At 69.9% G+C, this 20,361-nt stretch carries 17 protein-coding genes; 5 read left to right on the top strand and 12 right to left on the bottom strand.

The genetic code is table 11. The annotated features are described in order from the left end of the window. Positions 1-74: 74 nt before the first annotated feature. The 4 genes from QGN31_RS01405 to QGN31_RS01390 form a co-directional block, all read right to left on the bottom strand. Positions 75-1,484 carry a WS/DGAT/MGAT family O-acyltransferase gene (locus QGN31_RS01405; RefSeq protein ID WP_014385998.1) on the bottom strand — a complete coding sequence of 470 codons (1,410 nt, stop codon included), beginning with the start codon at positions 1,482-1,484 and terminating at the stop codon, positions 75-77. A gap of 44 nt (positions 1,485-1,528) precedes the next feature. Then, on the bottom strand, positions 1,529-2,734 hold the full coding sequence (locus QGN31_RS01400) for an alpha/beta hydrolase (RefSeq protein ID WP_014943090.1): 1,206 nt from the start codon (positions 2,732-2,734) through the stop codon (positions 1,529-1,531). 168 nt (positions 2,735-2,902) lie between these two features. Next, positions 2,903-3,565, bottom strand: coding sequence for an SAM-dependent methyltransferase (locus tag QGN31_RS01395; protein ID WP_014943091.1), 663 nt, complete (start codon positions 3,563-3,565; stop codon positions 2,903-2,905). 226 nt (positions 3,566-3,791) lie between these two features. Next, on the bottom strand, positions 3,792-4,565 hold the full coding sequence (locus tag QGN31_RS01390) for an alpha/beta fold hydrolase (RefSeq protein WP_071196530.1): 774 nt from the start codon (positions 4,563-4,565) through the stop codon (positions 3,792-3,794). A gap of 129 nt (positions 4,566-4,694) precedes the next feature. Here QGN31_RS01390 and QGN31_RS01385 point away from each other — a divergent pair, with 129 nt between their 5' ends. Beyond that, positions 4,695-5,594, top strand: a complete 900-nt coding sequence (locus QGN31_RS01385) for an alpha/beta hydrolase (protein ID WP_008261865.1) — start codon at positions 4,695-4,697, stop codon at positions 5,592-5,594. Between the two features lie 8 nt (positions 5,595-5,602). On the opposite strand, the gene QGN31_RS01380 is transcribed toward QGN31_RS01385, so the two are convergent. Genes QGN31_RS01380 through QGN31_RS01370 form a run of 3 tightly spaced genes read right to left on the bottom strand, consistent with a single transcriptional unit; the run spans position 5,603 to position 9,140 of the window. After that, entirely contained in the window at positions 5,603-6,916 is a 1,314-nt protein-coding gene (locus tag QGN31_RS01380; protein WP_014943093.1) for an amidohydrolase family protein, read from the bottom strand. Next, positions 6,910-8,100 carry a CoA transferase gene (locus QGN31_RS01375; protein WP_043955476.1) on the bottom strand — a complete coding sequence of 397 codons (1,191 nt, stop codon included), beginning with the start codon at positions 8,098-8,100 and terminating at the stop codon, positions 6,910-6,912. Before QGN31_RS01375 ends, QGN31_RS01380 begins: the two co-directional genes overlap by 7 nt. A 23-nt stretch (positions 8,101-8,123) precedes the next feature. Next, positions 8,124-9,140: a MaoC family dehydratase gene (locus tag QGN31_RS01370; RefSeq protein WP_014943095.1), complete on the bottom strand. Its 1,017-nt coding sequence runs from the start codon at positions 9,138-9,140 to the stop codon at positions 8,124-8,126. 124 nt (positions 9,141-9,264) lie between these two features. On the opposite strand from QGN31_RS01370, the gene QGN31_RS01365 reads away from it, so the two are divergent. Both QGN31_RS01365 and QGN31_RS01360 read left to right on the top strand, forming a co-directional pair. Continuing rightward, positions 9,265-10,410 (top strand): acyl-CoA dehydrogenase family protein, encoded by a 1,146-nt coding sequence (locus QGN31_RS01365; RefSeq protein ID WP_008261869.1) that lies wholly within the window; start codon positions 9,265-9,267, stop codon positions 10,408-10,410. An 85-nt stretch (positions 10,411-10,495) separates the two neighbouring features. Further along, entirely contained in the window at positions 10,496-10,993 is a 498-nt protein-coding gene (locus tag QGN31_RS01360; protein WP_008261870.1) for a CD225/dispanin family protein, read from the top strand. Between the two features lie 41 nt (positions 10,994-11,034). Here QGN31_RS01360 and QGN31_RS01355 read toward each other — a convergent pair whose 3' ends face one another. Further along, positions 11,035-11,976, bottom strand: coding sequence for an enoyl-CoA hydratase/isomerase family protein (locus QGN31_RS01355; RefSeq protein ID WP_008261871.1), 942 nt, complete (start codon positions 11,974-11,976; stop codon positions 11,035-11,037). Between the two features lie 3 nt (positions 11,977-11,979). Continuing rightward, positions 11,980-13,509: a fatty-acid--CoA ligase FadD4 gene (gene fadD4, locus QGN31_RS01350; RefSeq protein WP_008261872.1), complete on the bottom strand. Its 1,530-nt coding sequence runs from the start codon at positions 13,507-13,509 to the stop codon at positions 11,980-11,982. A gap of 191 nt (positions 13,510-13,700) precedes the next feature. Here fadD4 and QGN31_RS01345 point away from each other — a divergent pair, with 191 nt between their 5' ends. Continuing rightward, the gene (locus tag QGN31_RS01345; RefSeq protein WP_008261873.1) at positions 13,701-14,786 is read left to right on the top strand and encodes a GGDEF domain-containing protein; all 1,086 of its coding nucleotides are present in this window, start codon (positions 13,701-13,703) and stop codon (positions 14,784-14,786) included. On the opposite strand, the gene QGN31_RS01340 is transcribed toward QGN31_RS01345, so the two are convergent. The 3 genes from QGN31_RS01340 to QGN31_RS01330 all read right to left on the bottom strand — a co-directional run bounded on the left by QGN31_RS01340 (position 14,787) and on the right by QGN31_RS01330 (position 19,414). Next, the gene (locus QGN31_RS01340; protein ID WP_014943098.1) at positions 14,787-16,613 is read right to left on the bottom strand and encodes a phosphoenolpyruvate carboxykinase (GTP); all 1,827 of its coding nucleotides are present in this window, start codon (positions 16,611-16,613) and stop codon (positions 14,787-14,789) included. A gap of 138 nt (positions 16,614-16,751) precedes the next feature. Next, positions 16,752-18,317 carry a hypothetical protein gene (locus QGN31_RS01335; RefSeq protein WP_014943099.1) on the bottom strand — a complete coding sequence of 522 codons (1,566 nt, stop codon included), beginning with the start codon at positions 18,315-18,317 and terminating at the stop codon, positions 16,752-16,754. Next, entirely contained in the window at positions 18,314-19,414 is a 1,101-nt protein-coding gene (locus tag QGN31_RS01330; protein WP_014943100.1) for a hypothetical protein, read from the bottom strand. Before QGN31_RS01330 ends, QGN31_RS01335 begins: the two co-directional genes overlap by 4 nt. Before the next feature lie 158 nt (positions 19,415-19,572). Here QGN31_RS01330 and trmB point away from each other — a divergent pair, with 158 nt between their 5' ends. After that, positions 19,573-20,355: a tRNA (guanosine(46)-N7)-methyltransferase TrmB gene (gene trmB / locus QGN31_RS01325; protein ID WP_233425343.1), complete on the top strand. Its 783-nt coding sequence runs from the start codon at positions 19,573-19,575 to the stop codon at positions 20,353-20,355. Positions 20,356-20,361 lie beyond the last annotated feature (6 nt).

Genomic DNA, 20,361 nt, shown 5'->3' with positions numbered 1-20,361 from the left:
GACGGGAATGGCGTTAACGGCCCGGCGAGATTCGGGTTACCGCCCGCGCGCGGTCAGCGACCGTGCCGACCCGGTCAGGCCGGCGCCATCGCGGCTTCGATTGTGGTGAGCTTCTCCGAAATCCCTGCGGCCCTGCGTATTTCGATGAAATCGTTGACCATGGCGTCGGTGACCTCGTGCGGGTCCTCGCACGTGGCCCCGTCGGCGAGCACCGAGATGTTGAGCTGATCGACATAGCTCCACACGGTGATGTTGAGCCCACTGCCGGCGGTCAACGGGCCCACCGAATAGATCTCGGTGACCAGCGCACCGCCCACGCGGCCGCGCTCGCGCGGCCCGGGGACGTTGGAGATGTTCAGGTTGAGGATCTTGTTGTGGCCATCGCGGCCGGACGCCCACCGGAAGAAGGCCTGTGTGGGGCCCGGCGGCATGTAGGCCGCCCACCGGCTGACCAACTCCGGTCCCATCAGCTGGTTGCTTTCCTTGGCGGCGATCGCGTTCTCGTGGCTGCACCGCACCCGCTCCAGCGGATCGTCGGAATCGGTCGGCAGGCCGACCAGCACGCCGGTGAAACGATTGCCGGAGATCCGCTCGGGCGAGAAGTCGAAACTCATTGGCACCGAAGCCAACAACGGCTCGGCCTTGCCGTCGTAGCGCAACAGCAGGGTGCGCAACGCGCCCGTCGACATGGCCAGCACCATGTCGTTGATCGTCGCCCCGAGCCGCTTGCCGGTCTCCTTGACGTCGGCCAGGGCCAGTGTGGCGGTGGCGAACCGGCGTTCCGGGGTGAGCTTGTGGTTCATGAACGTCGGCGGCGGCTCGAACGGCCGCGTCAGTTCCGGGGAGAACTTGCGTGTGCTGCGGCGCACCCGGCCCAAACCCTGCGCGGTGTAGCGGATCGTGTGCGGCAGCCGCCCAACGTGGCGGACGTGGTCGGCGAGCGCCGAGGCGACGAGCTGCCGCGTGGTCGGGGGCGGGTCGCACATGTACGGTCCGCCGTCCGGGCACGGCTGCAGGTCCATGCCGCGGGCCAACAAATTCGCGGATGCGACGCCGTCGGCGAGCGCGTGGTGAATTTTGCCGACGACCGCAATCCTGTTGTTGGCCAACCCTTCCACGAAGTACATCTCCCAGAGCGGGCGGCTGCGGTCGAGCGGGGTGCTGGCGATTTGCCCGATGGCTTCGTCCAGCTCGCGGCGGCCCCCGGGCGGCGACACTCGCCAGGGACGGATGTGATAGTCGAGGTCGACCTCGCAGTTTTCCCGCCACATCGGGTGGTGGAAGTTGAGGGGGACCTCGATGAGCTGGTAGCAGAACGGATCGAGCTTGTTCAGCCGGCCGGCGATGACTTGCCGGAACGCGTCGACGTCCAGGGAACGCCGATCAACGTCCAGTTCGATGACGGCGGCTTTGATGGTGTGCATGTGCACGTTCGGCGTTTCGCTGTACAGCAGCACCGAGTCCCAGCCGCTAAGCCTCTTCACCGCTGCCCCTTACCCATAGAGGGACCATACTCAGCGGCGCCGGCTCAGATAACCTCTTTTGCCCCGATCCGTGTCTTGGTGCGATAAACCTGGTTGAGGAACAGGGAGGCGACGTGTGCCGCCGCGCCGGCGCGCTCGCCGTCGATGAGGTCGTATCCGTGGCCCGCGCCCGGCAACTCCAGGTAGCCCACCGTCGAATGCGACACCGTCCGCAGCCGCTCGACGAAGCTGCGCGCCTGCTCCACCGGGATGACGCTGTCCTTGCTGCCGTGAATCACGAGGAAGGGCGGCGCATTACGGTGCACTCGGGCGATCGGCGAGGCGGCCCGGAATACCTCGGGGTGACGGGCGATCGACTTTCTCACCACGACCCGTTCCAGGAATTCGACGAACCGGGCGCGCTCCGCCGTCGAGCGGTCCTCCCAGTCGTACCGGCCATAGATTCCGACGACCGCGTCCACCGACGTGTCCGCACCCTCGGGCAGCTTCGCCCGGTACTCCGGGTCGTCGGGGGTCAGCCCGGCCAGCGCGCACAGGTGGCCGCCGGCCGAACACCCCGCTATCGCAACGAAATTGCGGTCGCCGCCGAACTTGTCGACGTTGGCGTGCGCCCACGCGATGGCGGTTTTGACGTCGACGATGTGGCGCGGCCAGCGGTGGTGTGGCGCGACGCGGTAGTCGACCGCCAGGCACACCCACCCCTGCTCGGCCAGCCGCGACATCAGCGCGGACCCCTGACCCATGCACCTGCCGTGCACCCAGGCGCCGCCCGGCAGGAAGATCAGGACCGGCGCGGGTTGCGCGGGCAAGTCTTTGCGGCGCCAGACGTCGAGCACCTGTGCGGGGTGGTCCCCGTAGTGGACGCCCCGGCGATAAAGGTGGCGCCGCTGGCGCAGGCCGTCCCAGATCGGCGGTGTCCGTTCGGCCGCCGGCCAATCCATCTCGAGGTCCGCCGCCGACACGACCCCCCGCAACGCCGCGAGGGAGACCTGCCGCGTGCTCTCACGGTCCCGGCGCCGCGCGTCGTTGATCCCCGGCGTGAACCAGTCCTTTTTCGCCGCGGAGATCGCCTCGGGTGCGTGCCGCGCGCCCCACACGCCCATGGCGGTGATGCCGGCCAGCGGCTCGAGGTGTTTGCCGACAACCGGCAGCGACGCCCCGGCCACGCTCAGCGCCAGCGCATAGTCGGCGGGACCGGCCCGCAGCAACCACTTCATCCACGGTGTGAAACCCGGTCGGTTCGCCGTCATGTCGGGAACTGTACCCCCGGGCAGGTCGCCGAAACCGGTGTTTACGTAGAACCGGCTATGGTTGCGCTCACGCTTTGCCCAGGGGTGTCGCTGACGGGGTTATTCACCCTGTTTGGAACGCATTTGGCGGTTCGCTACGTGCGCCTGATTTAGCTGCGCGCGACACGCTCAGACCGCCGCCAGGCTGGCGATCACCCGGTCGCCGATCAGGCGGACGCCGGTCAGCGTCAGCCCCACCTGCGCGGCCAGCGCGGCGGCGCTGTCCACCCCGACGGTGGCCCAGCGAAACCAGGGCCCGACCTCGCACGACGACTCGAGGCGGACCCAGCGCGACCGGATGCCGATGGTCTCGGCTTCGAATTCGGCGATGCAACGGCCGCCGCGGGCCAACAACTCGAAGGCGCGCCCGAGAATCCGCAGCGGGTCTCCACCGAGCCCGACGTTGCCGTCGACCAGTAACACCGTCTGCCACAAGCCCGTTCCGGGCAGCTCCTCGAACACGTCACCCAACAGGGCCGGCGCACCGCCCCGGCCCGCCAGCTGGATCGCGGTCGCGGATCGGTCGATACCGAGTGCGGGGATGCCCCGCTGGATCAGTCTCGCCACCAACCGCCCCGGACCGCAGCCCAGCTCGATGGTCGGCCCGGTGCACATCTGGGTGACGGCCTCGTCGAAAACCTCGTCGACGGCGTCACCGGATCCGCCTGAGCCGTCGGGGGGACATCGCACGCCCAACCAGCGGTGCGCCGGCAGCGGCCGCAGTTCGCCGTCATCATGGCGGATCCAACATCGCTCCCCGCCGAGTGCCCGATCGTATAGCTGCCCCAGCATGTCTCGCCCCTCGCGTCGCGGCCGATCGGGCGGCCTGCGACGCGCGGCCCCAGGCGGGACGTAGCGAACACGAGCCGACAAACCCCACAAGCTGACGGCAAGCACGTTCGCCAGCATTGCACCGATACCCCGATCGCGGTTCGGTTAATCCACTGCCTTGTGGGCCCTGCACGGGCCCGTTAGGGCTACGTGGCAACGCGTGTTTCGGTTCGATAGCGGCGCCGCGTCACCCGAACAGAAACGACTCCAGCAGCGCGTTCACCCGGGCGGGGTCCTCGAGCGCCGCGAGGTGCGCGACCCCGTCCAGGACGGTGAAGGACGCGGTAGGGATCGACTCGGCCATGGCCCGGGTTTCGGCCACCGGGAAGGTGGCGTCTTCCGCGCCGGCGACCACCAGCACCGGCGCCGTGACGCGCGCCAGCAGGGCGTGCTGATCGGGCCGGGCCGAGACCACGCTGCGCACCGCCCAGCGGACCGAATCGGCGTTCACCGCAGCCACGTTCGTCCGCACGGCCTCGACCACGTCCGGGCGGGTGCGCAGCGTGGTCGGGCCCAGGAAGGCGCGGATGCCCGACCGGGTCAGCGGCGGCCGGATGCCGCCGAGCAGTCTCGCCAGCCACAGCATGGCGGCGTACTGAATCTTTTGTGCGACACCGGCTTTGGAGGCGGTGCAATTCATCAGCACGGCGCGGTCGAGCCGTTCGGGGTGCAGCGCGGCGAAGGTGCCGCCGATCATCCCGCCCCAGGAGTTGCCCACGAAGTGGGCGCGGTCGATGCCGAGCCCGTCCAGCAGGTCGACGACGCAGCGCGCGCAGTCGGCGAAGCTGAAGGGCCCGCTCAGCGGCGCGCTGCTGCCGTGGCCGGGCGGGTCGACGAGCACCAGGCGATGGCTGTCGCCGAACCGGGCGGCCTGCCCGGCCCACAGGTCGCCCGTCATCAGCAGGCTCGGCCACATGAGGACCGCGGGACCGGTTCCGCCACTCACCTGGACCCGAAGCATCCCGAGCGTCGTGTCGACCAATCGCGTGGCGAGGTGGGGGACGTTTGCGGGCACGCGGCCTCCTCGTGTCATGAACGGCAGAACACCGATAGCGGTCCCTTCATTTTCCCCGTCGGTGATACTGGATCGGTGACGAACGACGCTGTTCATCCTGACCTGCAAAAACTCGCCCGCTTCGCTCCCCGGCGGCTCGTCGGCCCACGCACCCTGCCCATCATGCGGGCGGCGATGGACTGGCGGGCGCGGCTGGGCAAGCCCGTCCGCGACGTCGAGGTGATCACCCTCGAGTCCGGGGCCGGCGTCCGGCTGTTCCGGCCCGCCGGTGTCAGCGAGCCGACGCCCGCGCTGCTGTGGATTCACGGCGGCGGATACGTGATCGGCACCGCCCAGCAGGACGACCGGTTGTGCAGCGGGTTCAGCAGGCGGCTGGGCATCACCGTGGCGTCGGTGGAATACCGCCTGGCGCCCGAACATCCGTACCCCGCACCGCTGGAAGACTGCTACGCGGCGCTGACCTGGCTCGCCGGGCTGCCGTCGGTGGACCGGTACCGGGTGGCCATCGGGGGTGCCAGCGCCGGCGGTGGCCTCGCCGCGGCCCTGGCCCTGCTGGCCCGCGACCGCGCCGAGGTGAGCCCCTCGTTTCAGCTGCTGACCTATCCCATGCTCGACGACCGCAGTTCGGCGACCGAGCCCAGCGCGAACTACCGGCTCTGGGACAACCGCAGCAACCGATTCGGTTGGGCCGCATACCTGGGCGGCGCGGACCCGCAGGTCGCGGTGCCCGCCCGGCGCGACGACCTGAGCGGGCTGCCCCCGGCGTGGATCGGTGTGGGCACGCATGACCTGTTCCATGACGAAGACCTCGCCTACGCTGAACGGCTGAAAGCCGCCGGGGTGCCGTGCCAGGTCGAGATCGTTCCCGGCGCCTTCCACGGGTTCGACCTGATCGCGCCGAAACTTCAAGTGTCGCAACAGTTCTTCGGCAGCCAATGCGACATCCTGCGCGCCGCGCTCGCCCCGGCGTCCTGACCGCCGGGTCACATCGCGAAGTACACCAGCTCGCCGCCGATGACGGTGGCGGCCACCATGCCGGCGTCCAGCTCGGCCAGCGCCGTCGCCGGTGGCTCGCTGAGCACGCACAGGTCGCCCGGCTGCCCGGTGCGCACGGCGCGCACCCGGTCCGGTCGATCCGCGCACCCCAGAAACATCGTCAAAGCCGTTGACGGCGAGACACATTCGTCGGCGCCCAGAACGGCACCGCTCGGTGTGGTGCGGTGCACCGCGGCGCGCATCGCCGTCCACGGGTCGCCGTGGCCGAATGGCATGTCGGTGGACAGCGCGACCGGCACGCCCGCGTCGCGCAGCGCCGCGACGCGCCACAGCTGATCGTGCTCGGCGGCGGCAACCTCGGCGAGGTACTGATCGCCGCGCTCGGCGACGAAGTTGGGCTGGGTGACCACGGTGACCCCGAGCTCGGCGAGGTCGGCCACGTTGTCGTCGGGCACCACCGCGGCGTGTTCGATGCGGTCCTGCGGGTGGCCGCCGGCCGCGCGCAGGGCGGCGATGGTCACCACCAGCTGGGCCGCGGTCACGCAGTGCACGGCGACCGGTTGGCCCGTGTTGTGCTGCCCGGCAATCCATTCCGTGAGGCCGTCGAGGTCGAGGCGGTCGTCGTGCAGGATTTTCTTGCCCGGGGACAGGAAGCTGACCCGTGGCCGGAACTCGCCGCGGCCGTGCGCCGCCGCCAGCAAGGCCCTGTCGTCGGCGTCGAGGTCGGGGGTGGCGTCGGTGACCCCGGTGACGCCGGTCGCCGTGATGCGGCGGCTGAGTTCGGCGAGGTCGGTTTCGCGTCGGTCCAGGGCCTGCGCCCAGCCGTCGTCGGCGCTGCGCAGTCGCCCGTCGGGGTGTTCGGCCAGGCCGATCCGGCCCAGCGCCTCGGAGTTGAGGATCCACAACGCGCCGCTGCGGTGCTGGATGCGCACGGGCACGCTGCGGACCATCGCGTCCAGAGCGGTCCGGTCGAGTTCCCCGGCGACCGAATCGTGGTAGCCGACGGCGCGAATCCACCCGTCGGGCCCGGGCGTGGCGTTCGCCAGCAACTGGGTGAGCTCGGCTTCGGTGCTGACCCCGGGCGGTCCGACGAAGAACGAATCGAGCGCCGAGGCCGCCGAGCGCAGGTGCACGTGGTGGTCGTGCAGCCCGGGCAGCACGGTTCCGCCGCCCGCGTACAGCACGCCCTCGCCAGCCCGCGGGGTCAGGCCCTCGCCCGAGGGCGCCATCTCCTCGATCTGCGCGCCAACGCGGATGTCGGTCACGGTCCCATCCAGCAGGGTCGCCTGACGAATCAGCATGACAGGCAACGCCTTTGGCCGACGAGGTGGCGCACCGCCGCGTTGTCGGCGCCCAGCCCGGACGCGGGAGGCGCCGCCGGCGGCATTAGCGGCGGTGACACCGGCGCGGGCGACTCCGAGGGCCCCGTGGGCAGCGCCGCGTAGGTCGCGGCGACGGCCGCCATGGAGAGGCGGATCAATTCGCCGCCGCCGCGCGCCAGGGATTCGGCCACCGCCAGCGCCGCCTGCAGGCCGGTCAGCGGGTCGGCGATGGCGTCGCCGCAGAACACCGGCCCCTCGGCGCTGGTCCCGACCAGGCCGCCACCGACGGCGGCGTCGTCCCCGAATCCCGGCCGGCGGCCGTCATAGGCGGTGATTTGCAACCAGATTCGGCCCGGTCGTGGCGCGACGTCGTCGGGCCCGAGGCCCCGGCGCGCCAGCCCGGCCGGGCGGGAGCCCTCGATGACGACGTCGCTGACCGTGAGGAGCTCGCGCAATTCGTCGGTATGGCTGTCGAAATCGATGCCATAGCACAGCTTTTCGTGGTTCATCCAGTCGAAGAAGGTTCGGTCCCCGGCGCGGGTTCCGTCCGGGCGGCGAGGGCTTTCGACCTTGACCACCGTCGCCCCGGCGTGGGCCAGCAGCCGACCGCACAGCGGGCCCGCCCACATCGAGGACAGATCGGCCACCAGCAGCCCCCGCGGCGCGCGCGGTGGCGCCGGCGGTCCAATGCGGCGTGTGTGCGACGGCGCGGCCGTCGCCTCACCCAGGCCCGCCGCCGGGATGTCGAGCAGCGCCGCCCGCTCGACGATGTCGGGGACCGCACGGGTGGCGGCCCACCGTCGCAGCTGCGGCCACGGGTCGACCGCGGCGTCGTCGACCTGCAGGAGCGCCGGGACGGCGGCGAGGTCGTCGGCGCGGGAGAGGGTGAGCGCGCACCAGCCGTCCCGCGCCGCGAGCAGGCGGGTGGCGCCGCCGGGCGACACCCGGCCGGCGCGGGTCAGGCCCCGTAGGGCGGCCCGGCCGGTCAGCAGCCCGGCCGCGTCGACGTCGATGCCCCAGCGGCCGCCGATCGCCGCGGCCACCTCGTGCGCGCGGGACAGCACGCGGGCGCGGGAGAAGTCGGCGGGTCCGTCGGGCGGGCCGGTCAGGTAGGCCAGCCCGCTGCTTCCCCAGGCGGTTGCGGCCGAGCTCACGCCCCCCATTGTGCTCGTGGCGCGCATCGTCGTTAGAACTGCAGCGCGCGAAACCGCCAATCCAGCACCGGCCGGTCCGGCCCGCCCTCCGCGTCACCGGCGGCATACACCAGCGACCGCAACCCGAGCACTCCCCCATGCTCGGTCGGCTCGGCGGATTCGATGTGCAGCTCGCTGTAGAGGGTGTCGCCCTCGTGTACGGGACCTGTGTGATCGCACGACTCCCAGCCCAGCACCGTCACCAGATTGGGCAGCAGCCTGCCGGACTGCGCGAGCGCCAGCCCGATGGTGTGTCCGCCGTACACCAGCCGGCGCCCGCCGACCCGCGAATCATGATGGGTCGCAGCGATATTCAGGGTGAGCCGGGCGAGCTCGGGGGCATTGGTGACGACGTCGGCGGTGCTGTGCAGCACCGATCCCGCCAGAGCGGGATCGAAGTGCGGCCCGGGCACCTTGGTGCGGAAAGCCTCACCGTCCCATTGCGCGGTGGGATCGTGGGCCGGGCCGGGCACGTCGGCGCCGATGGTGGACAGATCGTCGTGCGGTGCGTTGTCGGCATCGAAATCCGGTCCGGCGGGCAGCATCCCGCAACGGTAGAAGTCGAGTACCAACTGGTCGGCCTGGTCGATCGTGATCATCCGCAGCGCCACCAAGCCCGTCGGGGCCCGGCCCGGCTTGGGTGAATTGGCCCGCAGCCCAACCACTTCGGTGCGGGTGTAGAGGGAATCGCCGATGACGGGGAACCGGTGAAACACCAGGCCGCGATAGAACAGGTTGGCCTTGACCCGCTGGGTCACCAGCGTCGACTGGCCGATCGCCACGTCACACACCAACCCCGGGTGGGCCAGCGGGGCGGGCAGCCCCGTCACCGCCCCACACAGATCGGCGTCGAGCGCCAGGCGCAGCCGGTCGCCCACGATCGCCTGGTGCGCGCCCGCCAGGCCGGACGACAGCGTCATCGACGGCGCCCAGTCGAACACCTGCCCCACCGAGAGGTCGTCGAAGTACGGCCCACCCTCGCGAATCCGCGCATACCCGTCACTAGTCACAACGCCACATGCTGGCAGGCTGTGGAATCGAGGGTCAATCCGGATCAGGCCCCAACGTCGACCTGCTGGTGCCGATTTTCCCCAGCAAGTCGACGTTCGGCGCGAATCGACGAGGTGCTCATAGGTGAACGACGAAGAGGACATGCTGGTCGCGACGGTGCGGGCGTTCATCGACCGCGAGGTCAAGCCGAGCGTGCGCGAGACCGAACACGCCAATACCTATCCCGAGGCGTGGATCGAGCAGATGAAGCGGATCGGCATCTACGGGCTTGCCGTGCCCGAGGAGTACGGCGGCTCGCCGGTGTCCATGCCCTGCTACGTCCGGGTCACCGAGGAACTGGCGCGGGGCTGGATGAGCCTGGCCGGCGCGATGGGCGGGCACACCGTGGTCGCCAAGCTGCTGACGCTGTTCGGCACCGAGGAGCAGAAGCGGACCTACCTGCCTCCGATGGCCGGCGGCGAGGTGCGCGCCACCATGGCATTGACCGAGCCCGGCGGCGGCTCGGACCTGCAGAACATGGCGACCACCGCCCTGAGCGACGACGCGGGCGGCCTGGTGATCAACGGGTCCAAGACCTGGATCAGCAACGCCCGCCGCTCCGGGCTGATCGCCCTGTTGTGCAAGACCGACCCGAACGCCAAGCCGCGCCACACGGGCATCTCGATCGTGCTCGTCGAGCACGGGCCGGGCCTGACGGTGTCGCGGGACCTGCCCAAGCTGGGCTACAAGGGCGTGGAGTCCTGCGAGCTGTCCTTCGACAATTACCGGGTGCCGGAAACGGCGATACTGGGTGGCGTTGCGGGCGAGGGCTTTTCACAGATGATGAAGGGACTCGAGACGGGCCGCATCCAGGTGGCGGCCCGCGCCCTGGGCGTGGCCACCGCCGCGCTCGAGGATGCGCTGGCCTACGCCCAGCAGCGGGAGAGCTTCGGGCAGCCGATCTGGCAGCACCAGTCGGTGGGCAACTACCTGGCCGACATGGCGACCAAACTCACCGCCGCCCGCCAGCTCACCCGCTACGCCGCCGAGCGCTACGACAGCGGTGAACGCTGCGACATGGAAGCCGGGATGGCCAAGCTGTTCGCCTCCGAGGTGGCGATGGAGATCGCGCTGAACGCGGTGCGAATCCACGGCGGCTACGGCTATTCCACCGAATACGACGTCGAACGCTACTTTCGGGACGCGCCGTTGATGATCGTCGGTGAAGGCACCAACGAGATCCAGCGCAATGTGATCGCCCGGCAACTGGTGACCCGCGGCGGGATCTGACGCGGGCTTGTCAATCGCGCGGCGGCAGAACGGCGTTTGGGAGTATATTTGCCTGACTTCCGAACCAAAGGGAAAGGCAGCCGCCATGAGTTATCCTCCCGCGCCGCCCGGCGGTTCGCCTGAATGGCCCGGGCAACAGCCGGAATGGCAAGGGCAACAACCGGAATGGCAAGGCCAACCGCCGCCGGACTGGCAAGGTCAGCCGCCGCCGGGGTATCCGCCGCAGCCGCCTCCGGCGTGGCCGGGTCAGCCGCCCGCGGGATGGCCCGCGGCCCAGCCGGGCTGGCAGGGCCAGCCGGAACCCGAGAACTATCTGGTCTGGGCGATCCTGTGCACGGTGCTGTGCTGCCTGCCGCTGGGGATCGTCTCGATTGTGTACTCCAACAAGGTCTCCGGGCTGTGGGCGCAGGGCCGCTACGCCGAGGCGCACGAGGCGGCCAACAACGCCAAGAAGTGGGCCATCATCGGCGCCATCGTGGGCGTCGTCGCGGCGGTGATCTTCGTGCTGATCTACGTCGTCGCCGGGGTGCTGGTCGTCTCCCATCTGCCCTCGACGACCACGACCACGTATTCGGGCTTCTGACGCCGAACCCGGGCCACGTCGAGCGTGCCGCGGCGCGGTCGCTAGGCCTCGTCCACCAACCCCCAGGCCAACGCGGTCTCGGCGTCCACGGTGTGGCCGGACAGCACGAGATACGCCGTGCGCCACCGGCCTATCCGCCGGGTGACGCTGACGGTGCCGCCGGCGCCGGGGATCAGGCCGAGCGCCAATTCGGGTAGCCCGAACACCGCGTCGCCGCGGGCGGTGACCCACCCGCAAAACGCGGCCATCTCCAGTCCGCTGCCCATCACCCGGCCGTGCACCTCGGCGCGGCACGCGCGGCCGAGTCGCGCGGTCAGCGCGTCGAGCGCGAGGGCGGGGCTGTGCCGGGTGCGGGCGAGGTGGGCACTCGCCGGGTCGGCGAAGGTGCCGAATTCGGCGAGATCTCCACCGCTGCAAAACGATGGGCCGTTGCCGCTCAACACGATGCCGGTGACCGAGGGATCCAGCTGCGCGACGGACAGCGCCTCCAACAGCGCCGCGCGGGCGTCGGTGGAGAACGCGTTGTGGCGCTGCGGCCGGTTGAAGGCGATGCGCAGGATGTCGCCGTCACGGTCCGCCAGTACCGGGTCGGCGATGTCGGGCATGCGGACCCGGCCGCGCTCCTGTAGCCACCGCGCGAACTCCGGGCCGGACTGCAGCGTTGAATACCCCAGCGACTCGGCCACCACCCCGGCCAGCGTCGGCCCCTCGGGATCCACCGCGCGCAATACGTCGTCACAGATCCCGCCGGCGTGCGGCCAACGTCGACAGCGATCGGTCAGCTCGACCAGCGCGTCGGACACGGAATCGACGGTGATGACCCGGCGGTCGGCGCAGGCGTCCTCGGTCAGCGTGAAAGTCGCTGCGTCAAGCCAGGTTCCGGCCCTAGCGATGTCGTCGGCCGAGCCGACGGCGATGATCACGCCGGGCGGCGACGCCGGACCGTCCTCCGGCGCGCTCGACAGGTCGACCACCCGGAGCATCGGTCACACCGAGTACTTCTCGATCAGCCCATTCTTGTAGAGCTTGCCGGTGTCGGTGCGCGGCAGCTGCGCTTCGAAGGCGATCGATCGCGGACATTTGTAGTGCGCCAGGCGATCCCGCAGCCAGGCCAGCAGCTCATCGCCGAACGCGTCGGTGGCGTCCGCGGGGTCGACGGTCTGCACGACCGCGGTGACGCGCTGGCCCATCTCGTCGTCGGGAACGCCGAACACCGCCGCGTCCATCACCTTGGGGTGGGTGACCAGAAGGTTCTCGGCTTCTTGTGGGTAGATGTTGACCCCGCCGGAGATGATCATGTGGTGGCGCCGGTCGGTCAGGTACAGGTAGCCCTCGTCGTCGACGTAGCCGATGTCGCCGACGGTGGCCCAGCCGTGCTTGGAGCGCGATGACGCGGTTTTCGTTGGGTCGTTGAGGTATTCGAACGAATACCCGCCCTCGAAGTAGATCTCGCCGGCCTGGCCGGGCGGGAGCTCGTCGCCGTTCTCGTCCAGGATGTGCACGGCGCCGCCCATGGGCTTGCCGACCGAACCCGGATGCGCCAGCCAATCTTCGGCGGTGATCAGCGTCGACCCGTGTGCCTCGGAGGAGGCGTAGTACTCGTCGATGATCGGACCCCACCAGTCGATCATCTGCTTCTTGATCTCCACCGGGCACGGCGCCGCGGCGTGCATCACCCGCTGCAGGCTGCTCAGGTCGTACGAATGACGCACCGCATCAGGCAGTTTCAGCATCCGGGTGAACATCGCCGGCACGAACTGTCCGTGGGTGACCCGGTGCCGCTGGATGGCATCCAGGCAGCCCTCCGCGTCGAACTTCTCCATCACCACCGTGGTGATGCCGCCGGCCTGCGCGCTCATCGACCACACCGACGGCGCCGTGTGGTACAGCGGCGCGGGGCTCAGGTAGACCGAATCGGGCGTCATCCAGAAGCCGACCAGCGCCGACATCATGCCGGGGGCGTCGGCCGGGGGAACGTGCGGCAATTCGCGCTTGATGCCCTTGGGCCGGCCAGTGGTTCCGGACGAGTACTGCAGCAGGTCACCCTCGATTTCGTCGTCGATCGGGGTATCCGGTTGGCCGGCAACGCATTCCGGGTAGCGCTCCCAGCCCGGCAGGCCCTCGTCTTGCTTCTCGGCGGCGATCAGCAACAGTTCCGGTAGCCCGCGCGGCAGCTGCTCGGCGAGGCCGGCGCAGGTTTCGCGCAGCGCGGCCGAGCCGATGATCGCCTTGGCGGCGCTGTTGTCGACGATGTAGGCGGCCTCCGCCGCGGTCAGATGGGTGTTGATGGGCACGTAGTACAAACCGCTGCGGCGAGCAGCCCACATCACCGCGTGGATGTGCTCGTTGTTCTCCATCAGGATGGCGACCGTGTCACCCTCGCGCAGGCCCGCCTGACGGAACCGGTGCGCCAGGCGATTGGCGCGGGCCTCGAGGTCATCGAAGGTGACGACCGTGCCGGACGGGTACAGGATGACAGCAGGTTTGTCGGCGCCGATATACGGGCGGATCTGCATGCGCAGACTGTACCGCCGCCAAACTTGACGGGTGTTAAGTGGTGGGTGGACCCGGCGAGTTTCTGCGTCAATCCCGGCGCGGGGCGCGCGGCGCCAGCCATAATGCAGTCAAGTAGAGCGCCGTGGGCCCTGGAACCCGACCTTGGTCAGCAACGCGCGGCGGGATACGCCACTGCCGCACGGAGGTGCGCATGACCGCCGAGCAAGAATCGGAGCCTGCCGCATCTTCGTTCGCCGATTCCGACTATGTCGACGGCATGGAGCGGCTCGTGCACGCCATTCAGGAGCTGTCGCTGGCGCGCACCCTGCCCGACCTGCAGCGCATCGTCCGCTCCTCGGCGCGCGAGCTCACCGGTTGTGACGGCGCGACGTTCGTGCTCCGCGACAACGACAGCTGCTATTACGCCGACGAGGACGCGATCGCCCCGCTGTGGAAGGGCAGCCGTTTCCCCATCGGGTCCTGCATCAGCGGCTGGGCGATGCTCAACCGCGACGCGGCGGTGATCCCCGACATCTACGGCGACCCGCGCATCCCGCACGCCCTGTACCGCCCCACCTTCGTCAAGAGCCTGGTGATGGTGCCCATCCGCAAGCTCGAGCCGATCGGCGCGATCGGCAATTACTGGGCCAGCCGGCACCAGCCGGCCGACCAGGAGGTCCACCTGCTGCAGGCCCTGGCGGACTCGACGTCGATCGCGATGGAGAACGTGCGGGTGTACTCCGAGCTGGAACGGCGGGTGCGCGACCGCACCGCCGCCCTGGAGGACGCCAACGAGGAGATCCGCCGGCTGTCGGTCACCGACGAGCTGACCGGGTTGAACAACCGTCGCGGCTTCTACCTGCTGGCCGAGCAGAAACTGCGCGGGTCACACCACCTCGGCCACAATTGCGTGCTCGCCTTTCTCGACGTCGACGGCCTCAAAAAGGTCAACGACGAGCTGGGCCACGACATGGGCGACAAACTGATCAAAGACGTCGCCGGGGTGCTGCGCACCATCCGGCGCGAGTCCGACATCCTCGCCCGCATCGGCGGCGACGAATTCTGTGTGATGATCACCGAAAGCGACGGCGACACCCCGTCGCTCGAGGAGCGGCTCGCGCTCGCGTTCGGGAATTTCAACAAGACGAGTGAGCGGCCCTACCGTCTCTCGGCCAGCATCGGCTTCGTGCGGGCGCCGGTTTCCGACACCGCGAACGTGGGCGAACTACTCGCCCGCGCCGACGAGCTGATGTACGCGCAGAAGAAAGCCAGCCCCAATTCGCGGCTGGCGGGCTGATCAGCCCGCTTCGGACAGCCGCTGCTTGAGCGCCTCGAACTCGTCGCGGACGCCGGTCGGCAGCTTGTCGCCGACGAACTCGAACCACTCCTCGATCAGCGGCAGTTCCTCGCGCCACTCGGCCGGGTTGACCGCCAGCGCCTGGGCGACCTCGTCGCTGCTGGCGTCGAGCCCGTCCAGGTCGAGGTCCTCGGCCTTCGGCACGATGCCGATCGGGGTGTCCTGACCGCCGGCCTTGTGCTCGATGCGGTCGACGATCCACTTGAGCACGCGGCTGTTCTCGCCGAAGCCCGGCCACAGGAAGCCGCCGTCGTCGCCGCGACGGAACCAGTTGACGAAGAACACCTTCGGCATCTTCGACTCGTCGGCGTTCTTGCCCAGGTCGAGCCAGTGCTGGAAGTAGTCACCGACGTGGTAGCCCAGGAACGGCAGCATGGCCATCGGGTCGCGGCGGACGGTGCCGACCTTGCCCTCGGCGGCGGCGGTCTGCTCGCTGCCCATGGTCGCACCCATGAACACGCCGTGCTGCCAGTCGCGGGCCTGCGTCACCAGCGGGACCGTGGTCTTGCGGCGGGCGCCGAACAGGATGCCCGAGATCGGCACGCCCTGCGGGTCGTCCCACTCCGGCGCGAGGATCGGGCACTGCGACATCGGCGTGCAGTAGCGCGAGTTCGGGTGGGCGGCCTTCTCGTCGGAGTCCGGCGTCCAGTCGCGGCCCTTCCAGTCGATCAGGTGCTGCGGGTCGCCCTCGAGGCCCTCCCACCACACGTCGTTGTCGTCGGTGAGCGCGACGTTGGTGAAGACGGTGTTGCCGGCCTCGATGGTGCGCATGGCGTTGGGGTTGGACTTCCAGTTGGTGCCCGGCGCGACGCCGAAGAAGCCGAACTCGGGGTTGACCGCGTACAGCCGGCCGTCCTTACCGAACCGCATCCAGGCGATGTCGTCGCCGAGCGTCTCGGCGCGCCAACCCGGGATGGTCGGCTGCAGCATGGCCAGGTTGGTCTTGCCGCAGGCCGACGGGAACGCCGCGGCGAAGTAGTACGCCTTGTTCTCCGGGGAGATGAGCTTGAGGATCAGCATGTGCTCGGCCAGCCAGCCCTCGTCGTGGGCCATGGCCGAGGCGATCCGCAGCGAGTAGCACTTCTTGCCCAGCAGGGCGTTACCGCCGTAACCCGAGCCGTAGCTCATGATCTCGCGGGTCTCCGGGAAGTGGGTGATGTATTTGGTGTCGTTGCACGGCCACGGAACGTCCTTTTGGCCCTCGTCCAGCGGCGCCCCGACCGAGTGCAGCGCCTTGACGAAGAACCCGTCGTCGCCCATCTTCTCCAGGGCGGCCTTGCCCATCCGGGTCATCACCTTCATCGAGATGACGACGTACTCGGAGTCGGTGATCTCCACACCCAGCTTGGGGTCGTCGGCGCCCAGCGGACCCATGCAGAACGGCACCACCCACATGGTGCGGCCCCGCATGCAGCCGCGATACAGGTCGGTCATGATGGACCGCATCTCTGCGGGGTCCATCCAGTTGTTGGTCGGCCCGGCACCGCTTTCCTTCTCGGTGCAGATGAACGTCCGCGACTCCACGCGCGCCACGTCCGACGGGTCGGACAGCGCCAGGTAGGAGTTGGGGTGCTTCTTCTCGTTCAGCTTCTTCAGCGTGCCGGCCTCGACCAGTTGCCCGGCCAGCCGGTTGAACTCCTCGTCGGAGCCGTCAGCGAACACCACCCGGTCGGGCTGGGTGAGCTCGGCAACCTCCTGCACCCATGTCAGCAGGCCCTGGTGGTTCGTGGGTGCTGTGTCCAAACCGGGAATGGTCGCTGAGGTCATCGAACTCTCCTGGATTCGTCGCGTATCGGGCTGTGTTGCTCGGTATGCCGTCGCCCACATAATTAAGGACTTGGTGGCGTTAACTACAGGTTATCGTGAGGAACTTGTCGGGGAAGTCTCGGGCGGGTATAAGCCTTCTCACAACAACGATTCAGAAGCTCCCGACGGGTCGCCATCTTCGCTCCTCGAAGCGGGTTTTTCGGTTTCGTCACCGCCGACATCTTCGGCGGGACTTTCAGCCGTTTGTATAGGGGTTTGTATACCCGGTTCTCCGAGTTCTGCACGCACCGCCTCAAGCGCCGCGGCGACCGCGGGCATCTCCCGATCCCGCGCGGCCGCGGCCCGCGCGGCGGCCAGCGCGTGCTCGCGCAGTTCGGTGTCGATGACCCCGACCGCCGCCGATGCCTGCGCATTCTCCGCCTCGTCGTGGGCCAGCAACGCTTTGCTCAGCACCGACGCGGCGACCAGCACCCGGGTGGCGACCAGTTCCTCGACCACCGACCGCAGCGAGGACGTCGCGTCGCCCGCCCAGCGGTCCAGCAGCGCCCGGTCATGCAGCAGGGCGCGGATGTTGATCACCAGGAAGGTGAGCGCCACCGAGATCGCCACGCACACCACCGCCGCGATCACGGCCAGCGCGGGGTTGAGCCGCGAGACCACCCCGCTCATCAGCCGGCTCAGCGTCAGCGCCACCCCGAGCCCGAAGCCGACGCCCAGCAGGATCATCAGCCAGGTCTCCTGCCGGCGCGACTTCAGCGGCGGGGGCGCGACCTCGACGGTCGGCAGCTTCTCGAGCGCGGGCAGGTCCACCGGCACGCCCACCACCTGCGCGACGTCGGCCAGCTGGGTGTCCGTGCCGTCGCTGACGTCGGCGACCACCGTGTCGAGGCGGGCGCGCGTGTGCGCCTCGAACCCCGACATGTCGCGCCGCGGCAATCCCGCCGCGTGTTCCTGCAGTTCCGTGCGCGCCGTCGCGCATTGGTTACGCGCGGAGTGCGACAACTGCACCCGCGCCTGCTGGATCTGGCCGCGCAGCGTGATGGTGCGTTCGCTCTTCGCCTGGCGCCGCTGCTGCAACGCCGTGCTGCGTTCTTCGCGCAGCGCCTCGACCCGCGCGCGGCGACCGGACCCCTCGACGTCGCGGTCGAACCGCCGTTTGACCGTCTCGAGGCGAGATTCCCACGCCCGCAACCTGTTTCGCCGGGCGAGGTCGGGGTCGTCGAGTTGCGCCGCGACGGCGGCGATCAGGTCGTCGACGTCCGGCTCACCCGCGTCGGGCAGGGCCGCCGCGCCCACCCACGCCACCCGGCCGTAGCGCGGCGCATGCGCGCCCAGCGCGCCGCGGTTGGCGTCGACGACCTCACGCCAACTGCGATGCACGTCGATCTTGGACACCACCCCCACCACCGCGTCGGTGTGCTCGGTCGCCGCGTCCAGCAGTGCACAGTCGGAGGCGGTCAGGTGGGCCGCCGCGGACACGACGAACACCACCGCCATCGGCACCTCGCCGGGTCCCAGGTCCGTCGACTCCACGAACTTGTGCTGCGGCAGGCGTCCTTGCAGCGCCGTAGCCACCGCGCTCACCCCGGCCATCCACGGGCCCGTCACCAGCACCACGTCGCAGCGGTGCACGGCCGGCGGATCCAGTTCCGGTGCGATAGTGGCGACCAGCGCGTCCACCTGCGCGATCTGATCGTCGCTCACCAGGATTCCCCCGGCAGTGACGCGCAGGCCTGCGACCACAGCCGCAGCGATCCGCGAGCGATGTCCGCGCCGCAGGCGCGGTGCAGTTCGCTCGCCGAGGCGCGGCCGTAGCGCTGCCACCGCACCGCGCGTGGCAGGTGCGCGGCGGGGTCGCGATCCATGCCGGCCGGCTCGGGGTCGCCCGGGTCCAGCCCGGCCGCCTCGGCCAGGTCTACCGCGGCCGCCATCCGGGCGACCACCGTGTCGTCGCGGGACAGGAACCCGCCGATCCGATCGCCGAGCTCACCCCCGCCGGCGGCCAGCGCCTCTAATCCCGCGACGGCCGCGAGCACCCGCTGGTAACGCACCTCGGCGCCGAGCGCGCCGAGGCGCGTTAGGACGGCGTCGACGCCGCTCATCCGGCGCAGCAGGGTGCGCACCTGCGCCGGGGTCCTGCCCTGGCGGATGGCGGCGACGGCCAGCGCGGTGCCGAACAGGTCGAGGGCGTCCAGCAGGCGCTGACGCACCCCGGCGGGCACCGGGCCGTCCGCCGCCAGGAACCCGGCGAAGGAGCCGTCGAGGCACGCGGCACCCCCGGGGTGAGTGGCGAGCGTGTGCAGCGCCGCCCACAGCGGGTTGTCTTCAGGGCCGTCCAGCTCGTCGAGCGCGAGCGCGAGCAGACCGATCATGGGCTCCATGGGCACGCCGATCAGCGCGGACAGGTCGGCGCAGCGCGCCCGGGCGGCCGCGATCGGCCCGTCGCCGCGCCGGCCCGACAGGTCGGCCTTGTTCAGCACCGCCACCACCGGACGTCCGGCGGTCGCAATGGCGTGGGCGTCCTCGGGCTTGACCACCTCGGCGACCACGTAGACCACCGCATCGATGCCGGGATCCGGGGCCGCCGATGTCAGCTGGAGGTCCGCCGCGATCCCCGATGCGCTTCCGGCCCGGCCCAGGGCGCGCGCCACCGTTCGGCGGCCGACCCCGCGACGGCCGCGGACCGCCACGCGCAGGGGTGCGGCGGTTCGCCTGGCGATCGCCGTCACACGCGCGTCGCCGAGGCCGTCGGCGAACCGCGCCAGCTCGTCGCCGAAAATCTGGTGTCCTTGTCCCCTCATATCCCGCCTGTTCGGTCCGAATGACCCGATCTCCCCGTCGCGGTCCCACCGAATGGTGGCATCCGCGTCGCCAAGAAGCGAGCCACCGTTAATCAGTTACCAGTTCAAGGCAACTGTTGGGTATCAATCCGGACCAGGGGCGGCTACATCCGGTGTTCATAGGCCACCATGGACAAATGCATGCGCAGCGCGGGGCGGCAATGTCCGCCGACACGCCGACCGGGGAATCGGCCCGCCCCGAGCAGCGCTATCTTCCCGCGACGGCGTTCCGGTCGCGGCGATCCGCGCTGTCCGACGCCCAGCGCCAGACGTGGGAGCGGCGCTGGCCCGAACTCGGTCTGTCGGTGGGCACCCCCACCGACGGGACCGTCGGCGACGAGCCGCCGCTGGACACCCGCTCGTGGTTCGGGCGCCAGGCGCCGCTGGTGCTCGAAATCGGTTGTGGCAGCGGCACATCGACGCTGGCGATGGCCAAGGACGAGCCCGACGTCGATGTGATCGCGGTCGAGATCTACCGGCGGGGGCTGGCGCAGTTGCTGTGCGCGATCGACCGCGACGCGGTGACCAACATCCGATTGGTCCGCGACAACGCGCTCGACGTGCTGCAGCGGCTCATCGCCCCGGCTTCGCTGACCGGGGTCCGCGTCTTCTTCCCCGATCCGTGGCCCAAGGCGCGGCACCACAAGCGCCGGTTCCTGCAGCCGGGCACGGTTGGCTTGATAGCCGACCGGCTACTCCCTGGTGGTGTCCTCCACGTTGCGACGGACCACGCCGGCTACGCCGAGCACATCGCCGAAGTCGGCGCGGGCGAGTCCCGGTTGCGCCGGGCGGAGCCCGAAACCCCGCTGCCCATCTCGACTGTCCGCCCGACCACCAAGTACGAGACGAAAGCCCAAGAAGCGGGCAGCGCCGTCACCGAGTTCGTTTGGCTTAAACGATGAGTAGGC

This window comes from Mycobacterium sp. 2-64, from assembly GCF_035918375.1.
Lineage (GTDB): Bacteria > Actinomycetota > Actinomycetes > Mycobacteriales > Mycobacteriaceae > Mycobacterium > Mycobacterium intracellulare.
This window is presented reverse-complemented; position numbering and strand designations above follow the sequence as displayed.

What these genes read in the sequence shown, in the direction of transcription:
- QGN31_RS01400 (WP_014943090.1), bottom strand. Translation starts at nt 2,734, where the DNA reads ATGACGGCGAACCGACCGGGTTTCACACCGTGGATGAAGTGGTTGCTG.
- QGN31_RS01395 (WP_014943091.1), bottom strand. Translation starts at nt 3,565, where the DNA reads ATGCTGGGGCAGCTATACGATCGGGCACTCGGCGGGGAGCGATGTTGG.
- QGN31_RS01390 (WP_071196530.1), bottom strand. Translation starts at nt 4,565, where the DNA reads ATGCTTCGGGTCCAGGTGAGTGGCGGAACCGGTCCCGCGGTCCTCATG.
- QGN31_RS01380 (WP_014943093.1), bottom strand. Translation starts at nt 6,916, where the DNA reads ATGCTGATTCGTCAGGCGACCCTGCTGGATGGGACCGTGACCGACATC.
- QGN31_RS01375 (WP_043955476.1), bottom strand. Translation starts at nt 8,100, where the DNA reads ATGGGGGGCGTGAGCTCGGCCGCAACCGCCTGGGGAAGCAGCGGGCTG.
- QGN31_RS01360 (WP_008261870.1), top strand. Translation starts at nt 10,496, where the DNA reads ATGAGTTATCCTCCCGCGCCGCCCGGCGGTTCGCCTGAATGGCCCGGG.
- QGN31_RS01355 (WP_008261871.1), bottom strand. Translation starts at nt 11,976, where the DNA reads ATGCTCCGGGTGGTCGACCTGTCGAGCGCGCCGGAGGACGGTCCGGCG.
- fadD4 (WP_008261872.1), bottom strand. Translation starts at nt 13,509, where the DNA reads ATGCAGATCCGCCCGTATATCGGCGCCGACAAACCTGCTGTCATCCTG.
- QGN31_RS01345 (WP_008261873.1), top strand. Translation starts at nt 13,701, where the DNA reads ATGACCGCCGAGCAAGAATCGGAGCCTGCCGCATCTTCGTTCGCCGAT.
- QGN31_RS01340 (WP_014943098.1), bottom strand. Translation starts at nt 16,613, where the DNA reads ATGACCTCAGCGACCATTCCCGGTTTGGACACAGCACCCACGAACCAC.
- QGN31_RS01330 (WP_014943100.1), bottom strand. Translation starts at nt 19,414, where the DNA reads ATGAGGGGACAAGGACACCAGATTTTCGGCGACGAGCTGGCGCGGTTC.